The following is a 21,086-nucleotide window of genomic DNA, read 5'->3' as shown; positions in this document are numbered from 1 at the left end:
CCTGCTTTGGCACCGACAAGCGACCCGGTGGCTCCACAGCACCAAGCTGGGGAGCCAAGTGGACGCAGAGGGGTTACCCGACACGTGTCACTGCGTCGTCCAGAACGCACCTAACTAGCAACACAAAAATAATCTCGAAGGACCATTTGCCATGACCAAGATCCTGCTCTCCGCCGCCCTGATCGCCAGCCTTGGCGCAGCGGCCCTCGCCCCGATGGCCGCCCAGGCCGCCGACGGCACCATCAACTTCACCGGCCAGATCGTGGCCCAGACCTGCAAGGTCAACGGCGCCAACTACGGCACCCCGACCACGCTGCCGACCGTGGCCCTGCCGTGGGTGTTCGCCCCGTCGCTGGCCACCACCGGCGCCACCGCCGGTGCCACCGCTTTCTCGATCGCCATCACCGGTTGCGACCCGGCGGTGAAGAAGGTGCAGACGCTGTTCTCCAGCAGCGCCGGCAACATCAACACCACCTCCAACAACCTGAAGAACACGTTCGGCACGGGCGCCGCCACCAACGTGGAACTGCAGATCCTCAACGCGGATGACAACTCCGCCGTCCTGCTGGGCCAGTCGACGGTCACCGGGCAGAACTCGCACGTCCAGAACCTCGATGGGACCGGCGCGGCCACCATGCCTTACATCGTGCAGTACAGGGCCACTGGCGCCGCTGGTGCCGGCCAGGTGAAGAGCTCCGTCGAATTCACCATGGTGTACCAGTAAGACCCGCTGCCGCGGCCGGATATGCCGGCCGCGGCGCAGTTTTCCACTCTCCGGATTTTCCCGTCATGAAAGATTCCGTTCGCGCATTCGGCGCGGGCCTGGTGGCGCTTTGCCTCACGCTCGGGTCGGCTTCAGCCAGTGTCGTGGTCGGTGGCACCCGCGTGGTGTTCCCGGGCGACAAGGGCGAGACGACGCTGCGCCTCAACAACGAGGGCGATGAGCCCGCGCTGGTGCAGTCGTGGATCGATCGTGGCGACCCCAAGTCCACGCCGGACAAGGTCGACGTGCCGTTCCTGATCACGCCGCCGCTGTTCCGCATGGACGCTCACAAAGGCCAGAGCCTGCGCATCGTCTACACCCAGGAAGCGCTGCCGGCCGATCGCGAGTCGCTGTTCTGGCTCAATGTGCTCGAAGTGCCGCCGAAGCCGACCGGCGAGCGCGCCAATGCCAACATCCTGCAGTTCGCCGTGCGCACGCGCATCAAGTTGTTCTATCGCCCGGCCAATCTCAATGTCGATCCGGCCAAGGCGCCGGAGCAACTGACCTGGAAAGTTGTCGCCGATGGCCAGGGCAATGCCCTGCAGGTGACCAATCCCACGCCGTACTACATCACCTTCAGCGAAGTGACCGTGGTCGCTGGCGGCAAGACCCTGACCGTCGACTCGGGCATGGTCGATCCCAAGGGCACGCTCAAGCTAAGCATGCCAGGCCTGACCGCGCTCCCGGCCGGCACGGCCGTCACGTTCAGCACCATCAATGACTTCGGCGCTGCCAGCAACTTCAAGGGCGAGGTTCGCTCGTGACCTTTCGGCGCGCCATGACACAGACCGAACGCGGGAACGCCCTGGTGGCGTGCCGTCGCGCGGCCTGCTGTCTGGCCATCGCGATGGCCCTGCACGGCACGGCACATGCCGCCGACGCGGCCGCCAACGGAGCCAGCGCGCCCGTTGCCACGACGGCCGACGCCGCCGTGGAGGCCAGCTTCGACCGCAGCATGTTGTCGGCCGGCGGCAAGAACACCGATGACCTTTCGCGCTTCGAGCGCGGCAACCCGGTGACACCCGGCAACTACAACATCGACGTCTATCTCAACGACGGCTTCGTTGCTCGTCGCGATGTCCGCTTCGATGCGCCGCAAGGCAGCAACAGCGCCATCGCCTGCGTCACGCCCGAACTACTGCAACAGATCAACCTCAAGCTGCCGGCGGACAAGGACGGCAAACTGCCCGTGATCGCCAAGGGCGATTGCGTGAACCTCGCCGCGCACATCCCGGGCGCCACGGTGAGCTTCAACCAGAACGACCTCCGCCTGGACATCGGCATCCCACAGGCCTACATGGGCCAGTCGGCGCGCGGTTATGTCAGCCCCGAATACTGGGACGCCGGCGTGCCGGCCTTCCTGCTGAACTACAACGCCAACAGCTACCGCTCCACCAGCAACGGCAGCAGCTTCACCTCGACGTACCTGGGCCTCAACGCGGCGCTCAACGTGGGGCTGTGGCATTTCCGCCAGAACTCCAGCTACAACATCGTGTCCGGCGGTGGCCTGGGCACGCGTCGCCACTGGGACAACATCGCCAGCTTCGTGCAGCGCGATATTCCTTCGTGGCGCGCCCAGCTGACGATCGGCGACACCTTCACCAGCGGTGAGATGTTCGACAGCATCAGCCTGCGCGGCGTGCAGCTGGGCACCGACGACCGCATGCTGCCGGAGTCGCTGCGCGGTTACGCGCCGACCGTGCGCGGCGTGGCCGAAACGAACGCCAAGGTCGTCGTTCGCCAGAACGGCATCATCATCTACCAGACCACGGTGACGCCCGGCGCCTTCACCATCAATGACCTGTTCGCCACCGGTTATGGCGGCGACCTGGACGTGACGGTGACCGAAGCCGATGGTCGCGTGCGCAGCTTCTCCGTGCCCTACGCTTCGGTCGCGCAGCTGCTGCGCCCGGGCGTCACTCGCTTCAACATCGCTGCCGGCGAAGTGCGCGACAACTCGCTGTCGCATCGCCCCGACGTGGTCCAGGCCACGGTGCAGCGCGGCTTCACCAACCTGCTGACCGGTTATGCCGGCGTGGTGGGTTCGCAGGGTTATGCGTCCGCACTGGTGGGTACCGCTTTCAACACGCGCTGGGGCGCACTTGCCGCAGACATCACTGCCGCACGCACGCAGATCCCCGGCATGGATTCGATGAGCGGCCAGAGCCTTCGCCTGAGCTACAGCAAGATCCTGCCGCAGACCAACACGTCGCTGACTGTTGCTGCCTATCGCTACTCGACCAGCGGCTTCCTTGGCCTGCAGGACGCGCTGCGCGCACGCGATTTCGCGCGCCGCGGCATGCAGGTATTCGCCACCGGCCCGGCCGTGCCGCGCGATGCGCTCGGCAACGTCATTCCCGGCGTGCTGACGCCCGAGCAGCAGCAACAGCTGCAGAGCCAGCTGCTCAACGGGCAGACCAGCAACCAGGGCGTCGACCAGGCGCGCAACCGCTTCGACCTGTCGCTCACGCAGCAGCTGGGCGAGTCGGGCGGGCAGCTCTATACCAACCTGTCGACGCGCGACTACTGGAACCGTGGCAGCCGCGATACGCAGTACCAGCTCGGCTACACCAACCACTACAAGAGCGTCAGCTACAGCCTGACGGCCACGCGCCTGCGCGACTTGCTTGGCCGCAACGAAACGCAGTTCTTTGCCAGCATCACGCTGCCGCTCGGCTCGGCCGCGCATGCACCCAACCTCACCGCCTCCGTCAGCCGCAGCAGCGAAGGTCGCACCAGCCAGCAGGCCATGCTGTTCGGTTCCGCCGGCGAGGAGAACCAGTTCTCCTACGGCGCCACCGCCTCGCATGACAGCGACAACAGCGGCACCGCCGGCAGCGTCAACCTCGGTTATCGCAGCGCCTACGGCCAGCTCAACGGCAGCTACGGCAAGGGCGACAACTACTCGCAGGCCTCGTTGGGTGCCTCCGGCGCACTGGTGATCCACAGTGGCGGCGTGACCTTCGGGCAGACGACGGGCGATACGGTGGCCCTCGTGTCCGCGCCCGATGCCGCCGGTGCCCGCGTGTCGTCCTCGGCCAGTGTCCGCGTGAATGGCAAGGGCTATGCACTGGTGCCCTATCTGACGCCGTACACGCTCAACGGCATCGATCTCGATCCGACCGGCCTGCCGCTCAATGTCCAGCTCGACAACACCAGCACGCAGGTCGCGCCCTACGGCGGCGCCGTGGTGCTGGTTAAGTTCAAGACCAGCAGCGGTCGCGGCGCCATCATCCGCGCGCGCCTGTCCAACGGCGACGCGGTGCCCTTCGGCTCGGAAGTGGTCGATGCACAGGATCGCTCGATGGGCGTGGTCGGCCAGGCCGGCCGCATGCTGGTCCGCGGCGTGCAGGACCAGGGCGAACTGACCGTCCGCTGGCACGACGAAGACGGCAACGCGAAGTCCTGCTCGTTTGCTTACCAGCTCAAGCCGTTCAAGAAGGGCGACCAGAGCTACGACACGATTGAAACCACCTGCGCGGCTCCCGCATCCGCTCAGCAGGCACCGAGGGTTCCCTGATGCACGAGTCTTTCTGTCTTCGCTGCTTCCTGCGCGCCTTTGGCCTGATGCTGTTGTTGATGGCAGCCTCGTTGCTGCCGCGCTTCGCCCATGCGAGCTGCTCTATCGACAAAGGCTACTCCTGGTCGCCGGTGTACTACTCGCCGCCGGCAAGCATCTATGTGCCCGCCAGCGCGCCGGTGGGTACGGTCCTGTGGGCGTCTGGCCAGGTGTCTCCGGCCAACCCGCCCAGCGTGACCTGCACCAACGGCACCACGCGTGGCGGCATCAAGAACTACATCAGTTCGCAGCCCACGTCGGGCGCGACGATCTTTCCGACCAATGTCCCGGGACTCGGTTACCGCCTGGCCCACGGCAATGGCACGACGTACATGCCGGCGAACAATGCCGACACCATTACGGGCGGCACCTACGACTTCTCGGTCGCCACCGAACTGCAGCTGGTCGTCACCGGACCGATCGCCAACGGCGCCGTTCTCGCCGCCGGGCAGCTGGGTGCATGGATGTTCCAGGGCGCCGATCCGATCCAGATCTTCATCACGCAGAACCAGACCGTGCTCAAGGGTCCTGCGTGCACGGCGGTCACCGAACCCACCAACGTGCAGATGCCCACGGTCTATACCGCCATGTTTGGCGCCAAGGGCTCCACCGCGGGCGCCACCGGTTTCAATCTGATCCTCAATTGCCAGGCAGGCGTGCAGCTGTCAGTGCAGCTGGACACGACCACGCCGCTTGCCGGCGTCGTGGGCGGCATCACCAGCACGGGCACCGCGACAGGCGTGGGCGTGCAGGTCACCGATCCCACCGGCACGTCGGCTGTCACCTTCGGGACGCCGGTCAGCAAGGGCATCACGACCACCCAGACCATCGTTCCCTACGGCGTGCGCTACTACCAGACGGGCACGGCCCGTCCGTCGGGCGGCAGCGTCAAGGCAACCGCGACCTATACGCTGACCTACCAATAGCAAAGCGGCCCGAATCGAGGGATCGGGAAAGCCCTTCCCTCGATTCGAGCGACGTCACTCGTAAGTGCGTGTGACCAGTTGGGCCTGCGTCCGCTGATCGGGCGCCAGGTTGCCGACAAAGTAATCGAGCAGCGGATTGCCGTCATCGACCGATCCGGTCAACGGCGTCACCCGCAAGCCGTAAGCCGAAGCATTGCCCGACACGGCACCGGCAGCACCTTCGCACCGGATGCGTGACCCCTCACTCGCGTGGTCGCGCGCATCCCCCGCATTACTGCAGGTCGGCGCATACACGCCTCCGCTGAAGCTGATGGTCCCCCCATCAGCCAGGGCCTGCGAATTCCCTAATGTCGCGGCCAGAAGGCATGCCGCTATCCCAACGACCCAAGCTCTCATACGGCCTCCGCTGCACCCGGACCTGTTCAGGGCACTCCTTGGTCAGTCGGCAGGGAGGGAGGAAAACTTTAGCGTCCGTTCAGAAATAGTCCCTGCCGGACTCGGAATGAGGCGCCCAGGGACGTCGGAAGCGGGTGAAGCGGGCGCCAGTACGGCGTGACGAGGCAAGAGAAACGGTGAACGGTAAGAGCGCCGGCCCTTACTGTTTACTGTTCACCGTTTACGACCGGCCCTCCGGGCCGGTCACCTCGACGAGATGTACTTCTCGCGCCGGATCTGCGGCACGGGCAGCCCGTAGTCCTTGAGCGCCGCAAAGGCGGCGTCGACCATGTTCGGGTTGCCGCACAGGTAGGCGATGTCACGTTCCGCGCTCGGCGCCAGCTCGGCCAGGACGCTTTGCACGTGGCCGCTGCGGTCGTTTTCGCGCGGCTCGTCGCGGAGCTTGCGGCTGAGGACCGGATGGAAGCGGAAGCCCGGGTTCTCGCGGGCAAACGCCTCGAATTCCTCGCCATAAAGCAGTTCGGTCTCGCTGCGAGCGCCGTATAGCAGCACCACTTCCCGGCCACCACGGGCCAGCAGGTCGCGGATCAGCGGAAGCATCGCGCGGTACGGCGTGACGCCGGTGCCGGTGGCCAGGAGCAGGTAACGCGGATGGGTATCGCCGTCCTGCAGGCAGAAACGTCCGTACGGGCCCGATGCCTCGACGGTCTGGCCCTGCTCCAGGTTGCCCAGCAGCTCCGTGGCGGCACCGCCTTCCACATAACTCACCGCGATCTCGACCTGTTGCACCGGCCCCTTGCCGTCCCCGACGGTTGCCACTGAATAGCTGCGCTTGGTCGGCGTGCCGTCGGCATAGTGGAAATGCACTTGCAGGAACTGCCCGGGCACAAAGGCAAGGGGCAGCCCATCCGCGCGCTCGAACACGAGGTGACGCACACTGGGCGCGATCATGTGGCTGTCGACGAGACGGAGGGTGAAATGGTCGGCCATGGCAATTCCGGGGAAACAGTGTGTGCAGACCGGGCGGCAGGGCCGACCCGGGCCAGCCCGCTATAATAGAAGGCTGATCCCCTCGGTGCAGCCCATGCCCAGCCCAACGTCCTCCTCAGCCCCTGCCCTGGTCGTCAAAGACCTGCGCAAGACCTACGGCAACGGCGTCGAAGCCCTCAAGGGCATCAACCTGACCGTCCAGCCTGGCGACTTTTTTGCCCTGCTCGGCCCCAATGGCGCCGGCAAGTCCACCCTGATCGGCATCCTCTCTTCGCTGGTCAACGCCAGCAGCGGTGACGCGGAGATTTTTGGCGTGTCGGTGCAGAAGCAGCGTGGCAAGGCCATGCAGCTGATCGGCCTGGTGCCCCAGGAAATCAACTTCAATCAGTTCGAGAAGCCGTTCGACATCTGTGTGAACGAGGCCGGTTTCTACGGCATCCCGCGCAAGATCGCCATCGAACGCGCCGAAAAATACCTGCGCGAATTGCGCCTGTGGGACAAGGCGCAGGACCAGGCGCGCATGTTGTCCGGCGGCATGAAGCGTCGCCTGATGATCGCCCGCGCGATGATGAACGAGCCGCGCCTGCTGATCCTCGACGAACCCACCGCTGGCGTGGACATCGAAATCCGCCGCTCCATGTGGCAGTTCGTCAGCGGCATCAATGCCGCCGGCACCACAGTGATCCTCACCACGCATTACCTGGAGGAAGCCGAGCAGCTGTGCCGCAACATCGCGATCATCGATCGCGGCACCATCGTGGAAAACACCTCGATGAAGGGCCTGCTCGCCACGCTCGACGTGGAGACATTCGTGTTCGACGTCGCCCAGGCCCCGGGCGAACTTCCCACGCTGCCGGGCGTGACCCTGCGTCGCCTCGACGATCACACGCTGGAAGCGGAAATGTCCCGCGCCCACGATCTCAACTCGCTGTTCACGACGCTGTCGGCCAACGGCATCACGGTCACCTCGATGCGCAACAAAACCAACCGCCTGGAAGAACTGTTCGTCCGCCTGGTCGAAAACGGCCGCAACCTGAAGGCTGCGGAGAAAGCGGCATGAATGCATCGGCCAACCTCGTCGCCCTGAACACCATCGTCCGCCGCGAGATTGCGCGCATCATGCGCATCTGGACCCAGACGCTGATCCCGCCGGCCATCACGATGACGTTGTACTTCGTGATCTTCGGCAAGCTGATCGGCAGCCGCATCGGCGAAATGCATGGTTTCACCTACATGCAGTACATCGTGCCGGGCCTGGTGATGATGAGCATCATCACCAACAGCTACGGCAACATCTCCAGCTCGTTCTTTGGCGCCAAGTTCAGCCGCGCCGTGGAGGAAATGCTGGTGTCGCCGATGCCCAACTGGGTGATCCTGCTCGGCTACGTCACCGGCGCGGTGGCGCGCGGCGTGATCGTCGGCGCACTCGTGCTGCTGATCGCGCTTTTCTTCACCGACCTGCACGTGGCGCACCCGGTGATCACGTTCCTGTCGGTGCTGCTCGGCGCCACGGTGTTCTCGCTGGCCGGTTTCGTCAATGCGGTGTTCGCCAAGAAGTTCGATGACATCGCGCTGGTGCCCACCTTCGTGCTGACGCCGCTCACCTATCTCGGTGGCGTGTTCTATTCGGTGGACCTGCTGGGCGAACCGTGGCGCAGCATCTCGCTGGTCAATCCGATCCTCTACATGGTCAATGCCTTCCGCTTCGGCGTGCTGGGCGTGAGCGACGTAGGTATCGGCACGGCCTTCGTGGTGATGCTGGTGTTCGTGATCGGCCTCTCGGCCGTGGCGCTGCGCCTGCTGTCGCGCGGCGTAGGCCTCAGGTCATAAAAGGGGAACGGGTGAACGGTGAACAGTAAACGGTAAGAGCCGTCTCAGTACACCGTAACCCAACCCGCTCTTACTCTTTACTGTTCACCCTTTACCGTTTACTGCCCCTATGCGCGTCAACAAATACATCAGTGAAGCCGGCATCTGCTCGCGCCGCGAGGCAGACGAGATGCTGCTGGCCGGTCGCGTCACCATCAACGGCGAAGTCGTCACCACCGGCGCGAAAGCGCTGGAAGGTGACGTCGTCTGCGTGGATGGTGACGTGGTGAAGGCGCGCGTGCTGGCGAGCACGCCAGCGGCCAAGAAAGGCATCTACATCGCCCTCAACAAGCCCGTCGGCATTACCTGCACGACGGATCAGACCGTGTCGGGCAACATCGTCGATTTCGTCGATCACCAGCAACGCGTCTTCCCGATCGGCCGCCTGGACAAGGATTCCGAAGGGCTGATCCTGCTGACCAGCAACGGCGACATCGTCAACGAAATCCTGCGCGCCGAAAACGACCACGAAAAGGAATACCTCGTGGCCGTGAACAAGGCAGTGACGGATGAGTTCCTGGCCGGCATGGCGCGCGGCGTGCGTATTCATGGGCAGATGACCAAGCCCTGCCGCACGCGCAAGATCGCGAAGTTCGGCTTCAGCATCGTGCTGACGCAGGGCCTGAACCGGCAGATCCGCCTGATGGCGGCCGCGTTCGGTTATCGCGTGACGCAGCTGCGCCGCGTGCGCATCATCAATGTGCGCCTGGGCCACCTGAAACCGGGGCAATGGCGCAACCTGACCGAGGCCGAGCTCAAGGGCCTGCTGCCCGGTCGTACGCAGTGGTAAGCGGGCGCTGACCCGCGCCCGCCCACTGACCGGCTTTACTGAGTCTGGGCGACGGGCTGGGCGCGCGTGCGCTCGACCAGGTTCGCCAGATCGGTCGCTTTGAGTTTCACCACATCGGCGAAGGCCTTGCTCGAGTACTCCTGTTTGCCGGAGCCCTCACCCGAGGCGAGCACGCCCTTGCCGTCCGGCCGGACCGTGAAGAACTGCGGCGCGGCCGGATTTTCCGGCGGGGCCACGATGATCACGGTCTGGTTGTCCGAGCAGCTGTAGACCACCCAGTGCGTCCCGCCAAACTCCTGCGCCACCGGACCGGTCTTGCAGGTCATCGGCTGCTCGGCCTGCTGGGCGTAAACGGGAAGCGCGGCCGACACCAGGGCCAACGCCAGGCTAGCGATCATAGCTTTCATGTCTTCCCCCTTCTTGAGGCGATCCCCCGTGGGTCGCCATGCCATTGCCGGCGCGTCCCGCATCCCCCGACGCGGCGCTCCGACTGGCTGAGACGGGAGCATCCCCCGTATTGATGCACTGCGCAACCCGAAGAATTCCTAGGCCAAACGGCCAACTAGCGCGCTTTGACCCGGATTCAACCGGCTGCCGGCAGGGCGCGGACCGGCCGGCGTGCGAGAATATCGAATGACCGATTTCAGCTCCCTCCCCCTCAAGCCCGCCCTGCTCGGTAGCCTGGAAACCCTCGGCTACACCGCCATGACGCCGGTGCAGGCCCAGAGCCTGCCGCCCATCCTCGAAGGCCGCGACGTCATCGCCCAGGCCCGCACGGGCAGCGGCAAGACCGCCGCCTTCGGCCTTGGCCTACTCCAGGCCCTGGACGTGGATACCATCCGGCTGCAGGTGCTGGTGCTGTGCCCCACCCGCGAACTGGCCGACCAGGTGAGCAAGGCCATCCGCAAGCTGGCCGCCGGCATTCCCAACGTCAAGCTGCTCACGCTGTGCGGCGGCATGCCGCTGGGCCCGCAGCTCGCTTCGCTGACCCACGATCCGCACATCGTCGTCGGCACGCCCGGCCGCGTGCAGGAGCATCTCAAGCGCGGCAGCCTGCATGGCGGCGGCATCAAGATGCTGGTGCTGGACGAAGCCGACCGCATGCTCGACATGGGCTTCTCCGAAGCCATTGACGACATCGTCAAGCGCATCGCCAAGCATCACCAGACGCTGCTGTTCTCGGCCACCTATGCGCCGGAAATCCGCGAAGCCAGCGCGCGCATGCAGAACGATCCGGTGGAAGTGACGGTGGAGACACCGCAGGAAGCCATCACCATCGAACAGCGTTTCCATGACGTGGATCCAGCGCAGAAGATCGACGCACTCGCGCAGGTGCTGGTGAAGGAACACGCCGATCACGCCCTGGTGTTCTGCAACATGCGCCGCGATGTGGATGCCGTGGCGCAGGAGCTCGATCGTCGCGGTTTCTCAGCCCTCGCCTTGCACGGCGACATGGAGCAACGTGACCGCGATGAAGTGCTGGTGCAGTTCGCCAACCGCAGCTGCTCGATCCTTGTCGCCACCGACGTCGCCGCGCGCGGCCTCGACATCACGGCATTGCCGCTGGTGGTGAGCTACGACATCGCGCACGATCCGGATACGCACACTCATCGCATCGGCCGCACCGGCCGCGCCGGACATCCAGGTCTGGCGATAACGCTGTGCACCTCGCGCGAACGCCCGAAGGCGGACAACATCGAAGCGGTCAACGGCCAGCCGCTGCCGTGGCATCCGTTGAAGGTTACGGTGCGCAAGGACAAGACGCTGCATCTGGCGTCCATGCGCACGTTGGTGATTGATGCCGGCCGCCAGGACAAACTGCGCCCCGGCGACATCCTCGGCGCACTGACCGGCGATGCCGGGCTCAAGGCCGACGCCATCGGCAAGATCGATGTCTTCGCCACGCGCGCCTATGTAGCGATCAAGCGCGACCAGGCAGCCAAGGCCCTGGAGCGTCTGCGCGCCGGTCGCATCAAGGGTCGCAACTTCCGCGTGCGCACGGTCTAGCGATCATGACGCGACGGCGGGCCCGGTCCCTGGTAACGGCCGGGCCTGCGGGTTCCTCACCCGCAGCACTGGGATTTCCCTGATCGTCACTAGGAAATCCCCTGCGCCAGAACTGAACTTCCCTACCGCTCCTTCGATGAGTCGCTGACTACGCTTGAGCATGCCTGGTCGATGTTCCGGGCATGTCGACTCATCTGCACAAGGAGCGTGCCATGCGCACCCGATTTCTTCCTGCTGCGCTGTGCGCAGCCGCCATCCTGTTCCTGCCCGCTTCGGCCGGCGCCTCGGATACGTCGTACCTGTCTGGAGACTGGGGCGGGAAACGCGCCGCATGGGGTCACCAGGGCATCGCGTTCGACATCGGCTACACCAGCGAAATCGCACACAACTTCACTGGCGGCGACGCCTCCCTGACGCGCTACACCGACCAGTGGTCATTCGGCAGTTCGCTTGACCTCGATGCGTTATGGCAGTGGCACGGCATGCAGTTCGATGTGATGGTGACCGAACGCAGCGGCCGCAACCTGGGCGCCGATGCCAACATCGGCAACAACCAGTTGCTGCAGGAAGTCTACGGACGTGGCCAGACCTGGCACCTGACGGTGTTTGCACTCAGGCAACAAGTGAACGATACGCTGAGCTGGCGCGTCGGCCGGCTTCCCGTTGGCGAGGACTTCGCCAGTCTCCCCTGCGATTTCCAGAACCTCACGTTCTGCGGCGCCCAGCCCGGCAATATCGTGGGCGATTACTGGGTGAACTGGCCGACCAGCCAATGGGGTGCGTGGATGCGCGTCGCCAAACCCACCTGGTACCTGCAAGCGGGCGCCTATCAGGTGAACCCGACCTACATCGACGACCGATGGGCACGCCGCAACGGCTGGAAGCTCAACAACCCGTCCGGCACAAAAGGCGCGCTGATGCCGCTCGAATTTGGCTGGACACCGCCGAACCCCTTGCCCGGGACTTTCAAACTTGGCGCCTGGTACAGCCATGCCGGCGGCCAGGACGTCTATTTCGACGACCGGCGCGATCCGCTGGGTCTCACCGGCCGCCCACCGCTGGAGCACGACGGACGCTACGGGGCCTATCTCCTGATGCGCCAGCAGGTCACCGGGCGCGATGCACACCACGGTGTCACGGTGTTCTTCAACGCATCCCAGGCCGATCGCGCCACGTCACCCACCGATCGGCAGCTCGCGATGGGCATGGAGTACCGCGCGCCGTTTGGCCGTCCAAACGACATGGTGGGCTTCGCCCTGGGTGCCACCCACGCCAACGGAAGGGCCGCAGCGACGCAGCGACTGCTTGGCGTGCCACCCGGCCTTGTGAACGACGGATATGAATACGTGACCGAACTGTTTTATGGGTGGTCACCGGCGGCATGGGTGACGCTGAGGCCGAACCTTCAGTTCGTGAGGCATCCGGGCGGGGCGAAGGGGCGCGACGATGCGTGGGTGCTCGGCCTGAAGAGCGGGCTGGTGTTCTGAGCGCGCGACGCGAGTGATGCCAGGCGCCTTGCCGAAGCAGGGTTACATCCTCACGCCCAGCATCCCCAGCCGCCTCAACCCGTCCCCCGTCACCACCAGGGCCCGCCCTTCCCTCGCGCGCCGCAACCAGCCGGCATCGAACATCGCCGCCGTCATGCGCACACCGAGCGGGCCACCGACGTGCAAGCGGCGCTCGGTCCAGTCGAGGCAGCCGCGCCCTTTCAGGTCGCTGAGCTGGTGGATGGCCGCATGATCCAGCCCGGCGTCGACCAGCGCCACGGCGCCCGGGCTCGTCACGCGCAACCCTTCGCCGGTCATCGCGAGAAACCCTTGCGCCAGCAAGCCATCGCAAAACGCCACACCCAGCTTGCCGGCGAGATGGCGATAGCAGGTGCGCGCCATGCGCAGCGGCGTATCCGCCGGTGGGGCGACCGCATGCTTCGCGCCGCGCGGGATGGCCATGGCCTCCAGCATGCTGGCCACGTCATCGTCTGCCAGGCGGTAGTAGCGATGCCGGCCCTGCACGTGAACCGCCAGCATGCCGCCATCGAGCAGACGCTTCAGGTGCGCGCTGGCGGTGGCCGCACTGACACCGGCGGCCTGGGCCAGTTCACCCGCCGGACGCGACGTGCCATCGATGAGCGCGAGCACCATGGCAGCACGCGCAGGCTCGGCAAGAAGACTGGCCACTTCGGCCAGCTGATAGGGATGGGCAAGAGGCGAGACCATGGCGCAAGTGTAGAACCGCCACGCCGCGCATGCTTCGCCCGGGGACGAAACGTGCCGGTCAGGACGCCTTGGACTCGTTCTCCAGCGCCTTGCGCGTGATCTCGTCGTACAACCCTGCCACCCGCGCGGCGAGCGCCTGGTACTCGGGATGCTTGGCGATCAAGGTGCGCTGATGGGACGCATCTTCCAGCATGTCCTTGAGGAATCGGATGTCCGTATCGGTCAGGCGCTCGCCGCGATCCACGCGGTCCTTGATCGCCAGTGCGCGAGGCAGGCGAAACTTCACCAGGCGGTCCAGCACGGCCTGAATGACACCCAGGTCACCCTCTGACTTATGCATCGTGGCTCTCCGCCATTCGCGTGATGCGAACGCTCCGGATTTTTGCACGCAGGCCCGTCAACAGCGCATCAAGGGTGCCGCGGCGGCCGTGGTCTGAACGCGGGCACTTGTGACCGAATCCACCCTGCTTCACGCCTCGTGAGACTTGGGCCATGATGACCCTGCATGCCGGACTCCACCCGTGCCCGCTACGTGAGGTTATGCATGGTCCATGGGTTTGCGTACACCGCGTTCCAGGATGAGTGCTGATGGCCTGGCGCGTTCTTCTGGTCTTTGCTGCGATCGGCGCCCTGCTTTACGGCGTCATCTGCGTGAGCCTCTACTTTGGCCAGCGCGCCCAGATCTACCATCCCGAGGCCAGCTGGTCCGTACGCCATGCCACCGACTTCGTGATGCAGCGCGACGGCGTGACGCTGCGCGGCTGGGTCATGAATCCGGGCAAGCCCCAGGCACTGCTTTACTTTGGCGGCAATGGCGAGCGCATCGAAGACGTGCGCGAAAGCTTCGCCGCCTGGTTCCCCGAGCGCAGCATTTATTTGGTTCCTTATCGTAGTTATGGCGCCAGCGACGGCGATCCGAGCGAGGCGAACCTGATGGGCGATGCCCTGGGCCTGTTCGACCTGGTGGCAACGCAGCATGCGCACGTCGCCGTGATCGGGCGCAGCCTGGGCACCGGCGTGGCGATGCAGGTGGCTGCGCAGCGGCCGGTGGAGAAGCTCGTCCTGGTTACGCCCTTCGACAGCCTTGCTCGCGTGGCGGCGGGCTATTTCCCCTGGCTACCCGTCAACCTGCTGCTGATCGACCGCTTCGAATCCTGGCGCTATGCCCCGAAAGTCCACTGCCCGGTGCTGATCGTGCGCGCCGGCGAGGATGAAATCATTCCTGTCGAGCGCACGCTCGCCCTCGCGAAAAGTCTCCCGCAGGCCCAGGTGCAGGTCATTCCCGAAGCGGGGCACAACTCGGTGCAGGAGTTCAGCGAGTATCGGGTCGGGCTGAAGCGATTCCTGAACTAAAGGCCTCAGGCCTCGTGTTCATGATGGTCGCCGGCGGCGAGACCCGCGCCCATCCCTAAGCCGGCACCGCCGGCGCCTCCGCCCATGCCGCCACCACGGCCGCCCTTGCCCGCTTCCTCGCGATGACCACCTTCGCCCTTGCCGCGGCTTGCCGTCGTCCGGGCCGGGCCCTGGCGAGGAATCGGCAGTTGCGCCGGCACCGCCTCCAGATCCAGCACCTGGCGGATGAAGTTCCGCAGTGAAATCACCAGCTCATCCGTAGGCACGGGGCGGCCCTGCACCAGTTCCTGGGCAACGCGGGCGGCCAGCGCGACCTGCTCTTCGGTGCCGAGCAGGATGATGTCCGACAGCGCGGCCTCCACGGCGTCACGCATGCGACGGGAACGATCGGAACCGGGACTGGCTTCGGTGCTTTCGTCCTGGCGACGGCGCAGATCGCCCAGATGCGTGGGATCGACGCTCAGATTGCCGGTGAACGATCCGCCCAGGGTCTTGTACGCGGCGATCAGGGTGCGCAGTCGCTCGTTGATCTGGCGATTTTCGCGTTCCCGCCGCTGCTGCACCGTATGCATGGCGAACAAGCGCACGCCGACCATGATCAGCGTGATCAGGACCAAACCCATCACCGTCGACAGCAGAGCGTGCCAGGAACTGAAATCGAGACTGCGCATGCGGATCGTCACCCAAGGGCCCATGACGGGTGTAGCGCAGGGGCGCTGAACGAAATGTCTAGGGAGGCCTGCCGAACGGCTCGCCGCAAACCGTGCACGGCCAACCGCTTTTCGCTCGTATCAGCGCGCGAGGCGGGGCTAAATCGGGGCACTTCCCCACGGACCGTGCCATGACACTCCACCGCATCTTCCTTGCTATCGCCCTGTCCGCAGGCTTTACCGGTACTGCGAATGCTGCCGAGCCCCCGAAACAGCCGCGCGAAGAAATTCAGCAGGTCGTTGACCGTTTCAGGACCGCCATCATCCAGCGCGATGGCGAAACCATGCGCTCGCTGTTCATTCCGGGCAGTTCGTGGTTCCAGGCCATGGACGACGCCTCGCTGAAGGCGGTGCTTGCCAAGGAACCCAAGGCCAGGCGCTTCAGCTCCGGCGACTACGAGAAATTCTCCCAATTCGTCGGCAGCGCCAAGAAGCCCATCGAGGAAACCTTCGACCACATCCGCATCGAAACCGACGGCATTATCGGCACGGTCTGGTTCGACTACACCTTTCTCGAAGCGGGCAAGGCCACCAACCACGGCGTGGAGACCTGGCAGATGATCCGCACCGATGACGGCTGGAAGATCAGCGCGATGCTGTATTCCGTCGTGCTGGATGACACCGGCCGTCGATGACGTTAGGGTGCGCTGGCGACCGGCAAAGGGGCCGGCGCACCTCTCCGGCTCGTATCCCATGCAGGCTCTGACACGTTCCCAGACCCCGGGCATGATGCCCCTGTGGGTCCCTCTGGCCGCAGGCCTTCCCATCACCCTGTGCATGGGTGTCATGGCCTTGCCCGAGCTGGTGCATCAGTACGCCGGGCTCTTCCGTGTGCTCTACGCGGTGGGTTACCTCTTCTGGATCGTCCCGCTGAGCCTGCTTCAGCGTGCGATGTGGCGACGCAACCTGCGGTGGCGCGTGACCGTGCCGGTGCTGCTGATCGCCACGTACATCCCGTCAGTGATCAACAACGGTATCGGCCAGGCCGCCGCCGTGCACTGGGGGCTGGTGAAGGCCTATGAATTTCGCCGCATCTTCGCCGGTCTCGACGGCTGCTGGCTGGCACTGATCGCGTTTTGCGCCATCCATGCCATGGTGCTGCACTACGACGCGCTCCAGCAGTCGCGCCGCCGCGAAGCAGAGTCGGCCGCCCTGGCCAGCGAAGCGCAGCTGCGCGCCTTGCAGTATCAGCTGCATCCGCATTTCCTGTTCAACACGCTCAACAGCATTTCGGCCCTCGTCGCTGACGACCGTCGGCATGAGGCCACCCGCATGATTGCGCGGCTGGGCGATCTGCTGCGCGCCACGCTGGAGCGCAGCGACTCGCGCGAAGTCACGCTGGCCGAAGAGCTGTCGCTCACCGAGCATTATCTCGACGTCGAGAAGGCGCGCCTGGGTTCGCGGCTGCGCATGCAGACACGCGTCGGCCCCGGCGTCTTGCATGCCTTGGTGCCACCGCTGCTGCTGCAACCGCTGGTGGAAAACGCCATCCGCCACGGCATCGCCATGCGCCCATCCGGCGGTGCCCTTGGGTTGGACATCCAGGCCCATGACGGCATGCTTGCCATCGAGCTGTCCAACGACGGTGTCGCCAGCAGCGCAAACGGCGCGGAGGCAGGCGGAACCTCGATCGGACTGGCCAACGTTCGCCAGCGCCTGCAGACACTCTACGGCGACGCGCAGGACCTGAGCATGCGCCTGGCTGAAGACGGCGCCTGTGTCGTTTGCATCCGGCTGCCGCTGCGCCTCGTGGCACTTCCCGAGGAGGTGTCGGCCTGATGCGCATCCTCATCGTGGATGACGAGCCGCTGGCGCGCCGTGGCGTTCATGCGCGGCTGGCCGAGCACACAGACCTGGCTGTTGTTGGCCACGCTGACAACGGCGAGGACGCCATCGCGGCCATCCACGCAGAGCGACCCGACCTGGTATTCATGGACGTGCAGATGCCGGGGCTCAGTGGGATTGACGCCTTGCGCCGCGTCCCGGCCATGGAACGGCCGCTGGCCATCCTGCTGACGGCTTACGAGCAGTACGCCGTGAGCGCCTTCGACGTGCATGCACTGGACTATCTGCTCAAGCCCATCGACGACGAACGCTTCGCCGAATCACTGGATCGCGCACGCGCAACGTTCCGGCAACGAAGCGCAGGAGAACCTGCCGCGGCCACCTGGCCCAGCCGCTTCTCGGTACGCGTAGGCAACCGCACGGCCATCGTCGACAGCCAGGATATCGACTGGATCGAAGCCTGCGATGACTACGCCGGCCTCCACGTCGGCACGCGCACCTATCTGCTGCGCGAACCCCTGCACCAACTGGCGCACAAGCTCGACCCGGCCCGCTTCGTCCGCATCCACCGCTCGACCATCGTGCGCGTGGATCGCATCGCCGAACTCGAAGCCTTGCCCAATCGCGACTGCCTGCTCCGCCTCCACGACGGCACGCCGTTGCGCGCCAGCCGTACGTACGTCGATCGACTCCATGCCGCACTCGCGGCCCGCTGACCTTTCCACCGAGACATCATGCGACTTCCCGGCCTCGACCTCCTCCGCGCCATCGCCATCGTCTGGGTGATGTTGTTCCACTCGTACATCGTCGGCGGCATCGGCGACCACCTGGGCGGTGCCCAGTGGTATGGCTGGATGGGCGTGGACCTGTTCTTCGTCCTTAGCGGCTATCTGATCGGAACGCAGTTGCTGCGTCCGCTGGCGAGGGGTGAGGGCCTGCGCTTCGGCGAGTTCTATCGCCGCCGCGCCTACCGCATCCTGCCGGCCTTTATCGTTGTGCTCGCGCTTTATGCGCTATGGCCGGCATGGCGCGAAGTGCCGGGCATGCAGCCGCTGTGGCAGTTTCCCACCTTTACCTTCAATCTCCTGTTCGCCAACGGCGAGAATGTGGCCTTCTCGCATGTCTGGTCGCTGTGCGTGGAGGAGCATTTCTACCTGGTGTTCCCGCTGGCGGCGTGGCTGGTGATGCGCCGCCCCAGCACTGCGCGATTCGCGGTGTTGTGTTCGCTGATCGTGCTGGGTGGCATGGCGCTTCGCGCCTGGATCTGGGTCAACGTCTTCCACCCGGCCCAGCTCGCCGACGATGGCACCTCCGGGCTGGCCTTTCTGCGCTACATCTATTACCCAACGTACTCGCGCCTCGATGGTCTGCTCGCCGGCGTGGTGCTTGCCGCGTGCGCCGTGTTCCGACCGACGTGGATGGCGCGCATCCAGCGTCATGGGCACGCCGTTCTCGTGCTCGGCCTGGTGCTCTTTGGCGTATCCGTGGCGATCTTTGCCGAGCGCGCGGGCTTCGCGGCCACCGTCGTGGGCTACCCGCTGATGTCGCTGGCACTGATGTGCATGGTGGCTGCGGCCAGTGGCGGCAACTCGGTGCTTGCACGCGTCCGCGTGCCGGGCGCGGGCTGGCTCGCTGCGATTTCCTACAGTCTGTACCTGTGCCACAAGGGCGTGTTCCACCTTGTGCAGGTGCACGCGGCCGACACCTTCCATGGCTGGACCTTGTTCGGCATCTACGCTCTGGCCACACTGGCTGGCGGCGCGCTACTTCATTACGCGATCGAACGCCCCTTCCTGCGCTGGCGCGACAGTCGGCGGCGCCCCGTCTTGCAGCCCGCCACGGCGGTGGGCGAGGCCGCCTGAGGCAGCCGTCGACTCAGCGACTCAGATTCAGCTGCCAGGTCACGCCAAAGCGATCACCCACCCATCCGAAGGCCTCGCTGAACCCGTAATCGCCCACAGGCATGTACACCTGACCGCCTTCGGACAATTGCGCGAACAACCGCTCCAGTTCCGCGCGATCTTCGCATTCGACGAACAGCGAGATGGACGGCGTGAACGAGAAGCCATGGCTGATCGTCGAATCGCTGCAACGCAGATGGTGGCCGCGCAGGTGAAACGAGGCCAACTTGATCGTGCCCGCGTGGGGGCCGCCCTCCGGATGACGTTCGACGGTCAGCACGGCGCCATCATCGAATAGCGAGACGTAGAAGTTCATCGCCTCTTCGGCCCGGCCTTCGAACATCAGGAAGGTGGAAACGGATTGGGTCATGATGAAGTCTCCGTCGCCGGATCGCGGTGCACGGCCTCGATGATCCTGGCCACCACGTTGGCGATGTCGGTGGATGCATTGACGCTGATGCCCATGCGTACGACGACGAGCTTTTCGGACGGCACGATCATCACGTACTGACCCAGCGCGCCGCGCGCGAAGTACGTATCACGTGGCAGCTGCGGCATGCCCCAGGGCGTATCCCAGACCGGCACGTTGCCTTCCTGGCGCAGATTGGTCCAGAAGCCGGCGCCGTAGCCCGTATCGAGGGTCTGCGAATGGCTGTAGGCGACCCATCCTTCGGGCAGGATGCGCTGGCCGTCAATCACACCGTCATCGAGATACAGCTGGCCGAAGCGGGCGAAGTCGCGCGCGGTGCCGAACGTGTGGCTCGAGCCCACCAGCGTGCCGGCTTCATCGGCCTCGACCAGCGTATGGCTCATGCCCAGCGGACGGAACAGGCGATCGCGCAGGAATTGTTCGGCAGCCGGTGCGTCATGCACATCGGCGGCGTCCATCAGGGAGCGCGCCAGCAGCACATAGGCAAGATTGCTGTAGGCCCAGGTCGAGCCCGGTGGATGCGTCAGCGGCATGCCGGCAGCGTAAGCACGCATGTCGCGCTCGAGGAAGAACTGGCGCGTCATCGGGCTGACCGGGCCATCGGTCTCATCGAACGGCAGCCCCGTAGTCATGCGCAGGAGCTGATCGATGGTGATGGCATGGCGAGAATCGTTGGCACCCGACCATTCGGGCACACCCGCTGCCTGCTCCACCTTGAGCTTGCCGTCCTGCACAAGAATGCCGGCGAAGGCATTCATGACGGACTTGGTCAGCGAATGCGCCCAGATCGGTGTCTGCGGTGTGTAGCCATCGGCGTAGCGCTCGGCGACCAGCTTGCCGTCGTGCAGGATGACCACGGCCTTCGTATGACGCGGCGCGGCGGGATCGGGTTCGGAGAAGGCGAGATCGAGGGCTGTGCGCAGAGCGTCGGTGTCCGGCGCGTGCACGGCATCGGGAAACGGCGAGACAATGGGCGCATCGACCAGGCGTTGATCACGCACACTTTCGTCGCGACCATGGATCAGGGTGCAACCGAGGCCCTCACGATACATGGCGCGTGCACCGAAAGCACCCAACACGGTCGCGCGTGCTTCGTGCATCTTCGGCTCGACGCGGTAGCGAATCGCCCAGGCGATGGGCTGCATCGACGGCAGCTGCTCCTCGCGCAGAACCATCGATGGATCGACGTGCGAGACGAAGGCCGCCGTGCACATGGCGTGGGCTACGGAGTTCGTCGCCACAAGCAATTTGTCTTTGGACACCCAGATGAAACCGACCAGGGCGACAACCACAAATACCAGCAATCCGAGAATCGATTTACCTATCGTGCGTAGCTTCACTGCAAGCGCTCCGGCGGCATCCCGTGGGATCCATCGCCGCCGAGCTTGCGG

22 protein-coding genes are annotated in these 21,086 nt (G+C 65.2%); 14 read left to right on the top strand and 8 right to left on the bottom strand.

The annotated features are described in order from the left end of the window. Positions 1 to 151: 151 nt before the first annotated feature. From EYV96_RS16740 to EYV96_RS16725, 4 genes are all read left to right on the top strand, one after another. Positions 152 to 724: a fimbrial protein gene (locus EYV96_RS16740; protein ID WP_131152711.1), complete on the top strand. Its 573-nt coding sequence runs from the start codon at positions 152 to 154 to the stop codon at positions 722 to 724. Between the two features lie 65 nt (positions 725 to 789). Beyond that, positions 790 to 1,527, top strand: coding sequence for a fimbrial biogenesis chaperone (locus EYV96_RS16735; protein WP_131152710.1), 738 nt, complete (start codon positions 790 to 792; stop codon positions 1,525 to 1,527). 14 nt (positions 1,528 to 1,541) lie between these two features. Continuing rightward, the gene (locus tag EYV96_RS16730; protein ID WP_131152709.1) at positions 1,542 to 4,283 is read left to right on the top strand and encodes a fimbria/pilus outer membrane usher protein; all 2,742 of its coding nucleotides are present in this window, start codon (positions 1,542 to 1,544) and stop codon (positions 4,281 to 4,283) included. Then, positions 4,283 to 5,248, top strand: a complete 966-nt coding sequence (locus tag EYV96_RS16725) for a fimbrial protein (protein WP_131152708.1) — start codon at positions 4,283 to 4,285, stop codon at positions 5,246 to 5,248. The genes EYV96_RS16730 and EYV96_RS16725 overlap by 1 nt, the downstream gene beginning before the upstream one ends. Before the next feature lie 54 nt (positions 5,249 to 5,302). On the opposite strand, the gene EYV96_RS18815 is transcribed toward EYV96_RS16725, so the two are convergent. Together EYV96_RS18815 and EYV96_RS16720 are read right to left on the bottom strand one after the other, a co-directional pair. After that, positions 5,303 to 5,452 (bottom strand): hypothetical protein, encoded by a 150-nt coding sequence (locus EYV96_RS18815; RefSeq protein WP_165488712.1) that lies wholly within the window; start codon positions 5,450 to 5,452, stop codon positions 5,303 to 5,305. A gap of 435 nt (positions 5,453 to 5,887) precedes the next feature. Next, positions 5,888 to 6,634, bottom strand: coding sequence for an FAD-binding oxidoreductase (locus tag EYV96_RS16720; protein ID WP_131152707.1), 747 nt, complete (start codon positions 6,632 to 6,634; stop codon positions 5,888 to 5,890). 94 nt (positions 6,635 to 6,728) lie between these two features. Between EYV96_RS16720 and EYV96_RS16715 the strand changes: the two genes are divergently transcribed. The 3 genes from EYV96_RS16715 (at position 6,729) to EYV96_RS16705 (ending at position 9,293) form a co-directional block, all read left to right on the top strand. Continuing rightward, positions 6,729 to 7,694 (top strand): ABC transporter ATP-binding protein, encoded by a 966-nt coding sequence (locus EYV96_RS16715; protein WP_131152706.1) that lies wholly within the window; start codon positions 6,729 to 6,731, stop codon positions 7,692 to 7,694. Next, positions 7,691 to 8,464 (top strand): ABC transporter permease, encoded by a 774-nt coding sequence (locus EYV96_RS16710; RefSeq protein WP_131152705.1) that lies wholly within the window; start codon positions 7,691 to 7,693, stop codon positions 8,462 to 8,464. Before EYV96_RS16715 ends, EYV96_RS16710 begins: the two co-directional genes overlap by 4 nt. A 109-nt stretch (positions 8,465 to 8,573) precedes the next feature. Continuing rightward, complete coding sequence (locus EYV96_RS16705) at positions 8,574 to 9,293, top strand: pseudouridine synthase (RefSeq protein ID WP_131152704.1); 720 nt, start codon at positions 8,574 to 8,576, stop codon at positions 9,291 to 9,293. Between the two features lie 35 nt (positions 9,294 to 9,328). On the opposite strand, the gene EYV96_RS16700 is transcribed toward EYV96_RS16705, so the two are convergent. Further along, positions 9,329 to 9,700 carry a hypothetical protein gene (locus EYV96_RS16700; protein WP_131152703.1) on the bottom strand — a complete coding sequence of 124 codons (372 nt, stop codon included), beginning with the start codon at positions 9,698 to 9,700 and terminating at the stop codon, positions 9,329 to 9,331. A 226-nt stretch (positions 9,701 to 9,926) separates the two neighbouring features. Between EYV96_RS16700 and dbpA the strand changes: the two genes are divergently transcribed. Both dbpA and EYV96_RS16690 read left to right on the top strand, forming a co-directional pair. Then, positions 9,927 to 11,300 (top strand): ATP-dependent RNA helicase DbpA, encoded by a 1,374-nt coding sequence (gene dbpA, locus EYV96_RS16695; RefSeq protein ID WP_131152702.1) that lies wholly within the window; start codon positions 9,927 to 9,929, stop codon positions 11,298 to 11,300. A gap of 212 nt (positions 11,301 to 11,512) precedes the next feature. Continuing rightward, a complete protein-coding gene (locus EYV96_RS16690) occupies positions 11,513 to 12,787 on the top strand; it encodes a carbohydrate porin (RefSeq protein ID WP_205746192.1) in 1,275 nt (424 codons plus the stop codon). 42 nt (positions 12,788 to 12,829) lie between these two features. Here EYV96_RS16690 and EYV96_RS16685 read toward each other — a convergent pair whose 3' ends face one another. Both EYV96_RS16685 and EYV96_RS16680 read right to left on the bottom strand, forming a co-directional pair. Further along, the gene (locus tag EYV96_RS16685; protein WP_131152700.1) at positions 12,830 to 13,516 is read right to left on the bottom strand and encodes an ArsR/SmtB family transcription factor; all 687 of its coding nucleotides are present in this window, start codon (positions 13,514 to 13,516) and stop codon (positions 12,830 to 12,832) included. Between the two features lie 58 nt (positions 13,517 to 13,574). Continuing rightward, positions 13,575 to 13,856: a hypothetical protein gene (locus EYV96_RS16680; protein ID WP_131152699.1), complete on the bottom strand. Its 282-nt coding sequence runs from the start codon at positions 13,854 to 13,856 to the stop codon at positions 13,575 to 13,577. Positions 13,857 to 14,104: 248 nt separating this feature from the next. Between EYV96_RS16680 and EYV96_RS16675 the strand changes: the two genes are divergently transcribed. Then, the gene (locus EYV96_RS16675) at positions 14,105 to 14,869 is read left to right on the top strand and encodes an alpha/beta hydrolase (protein WP_131152698.1); all 765 of its coding nucleotides are present in this window, start codon (positions 14,105 to 14,107) and stop codon (positions 14,867 to 14,869) included. Positions 14,870 to 14,874: 5 nt separating this feature from the next. Here the strand turns inward: EYV96_RS16675 and EYV96_RS16670 are convergent, their stop codons facing one another. Beyond that, on the bottom strand, positions 14,875 to 15,540 hold the full coding sequence (locus EYV96_RS16670; RefSeq protein WP_131152697.1) for a hypothetical protein: 666 nt from the start codon (positions 15,538 to 15,540) through the stop codon (positions 14,875 to 14,877). Positions 15,541 to 15,710: 170 nt separating this feature from the next. Between EYV96_RS16670 and EYV96_RS16665 the strand changes: the two genes are divergently transcribed. From EYV96_RS16665 to EYV96_RS16650, 4 genes are read left to right on the top strand one after another with little or no spacing between them, the layout of a single operon-like run. Continuing rightward, positions 15,711 to 16,214: a nuclear transport factor 2 family protein gene (locus EYV96_RS16665; RefSeq protein WP_131152696.1), complete on the top strand. Its 504-nt coding sequence runs from the start codon at positions 15,711 to 15,713 to the stop codon at positions 16,212 to 16,214. Positions 16,215 to 16,272: 58 nt separating this feature from the next. Then, positions 16,273 to 17,358, top strand: coding sequence for a sensor histidine kinase (locus EYV96_RS16660; RefSeq protein WP_165488711.1), 1,086 nt, complete (start codon positions 16,273 to 16,275; stop codon positions 17,356 to 17,358). Next, positions 17,358 to 18,080 (top strand): LytR/AlgR family response regulator transcription factor, encoded by a 723-nt coding sequence (locus EYV96_RS16655; RefSeq protein ID WP_131152694.1) that lies wholly within the window; start codon positions 17,358 to 17,360, stop codon positions 18,078 to 18,080. Before EYV96_RS16660 ends, EYV96_RS16655 begins: the two co-directional genes overlap by 1 nt. A gap of 18 nt (positions 18,081 to 18,098) precedes the next feature. Beyond that, positions 18,099 to 19,226: an acyltransferase family protein gene (locus EYV96_RS16650; protein WP_131152693.1), complete on the top strand. Its 1,128-nt coding sequence runs from the start codon at positions 18,099 to 18,101 to the stop codon at positions 19,224 to 19,226. A gap of 13 nt (positions 19,227 to 19,239) precedes the next feature. Here EYV96_RS16650 and EYV96_RS16645 read toward each other — a convergent pair whose 3' ends face one another. Continuing rightward, complete coding sequence (locus EYV96_RS16645) at positions 19,240 to 19,635, bottom strand: VOC family protein (protein WP_131152692.1); 396 nt, start codon at positions 19,633 to 19,635, stop codon at positions 19,240 to 19,242. Beyond that, positions 19,632 to 21,035 (bottom strand): serine hydrolase domain-containing protein, encoded by a 1,404-nt coding sequence (locus tag EYV96_RS16640; protein WP_240732636.1) that lies wholly within the window; start codon positions 21,033 to 21,035, stop codon positions 19,632 to 19,634. The genes EYV96_RS16645 and EYV96_RS16640 overlap by 4 nt, the downstream gene beginning before the upstream one ends. Between the last annotated feature and the right edge of the window lie 51 nt (positions 21,036 to 21,086).

It is taken from the genome of Dyella terrae, from assembly GCF_004322705.1.
In the GTDB taxonomy this organism is placed as follows: Bacteria; Pseudomonadota; Gammaproteobacteria; order Xanthomonadales; family Rhodanobacteraceae; genus Dyella_D; species Dyella_D terrae.
Note: the sequence above shows the minus strand (reverse complement) of the source record. Positions and strands in the feature narration are given on the sequence as shown.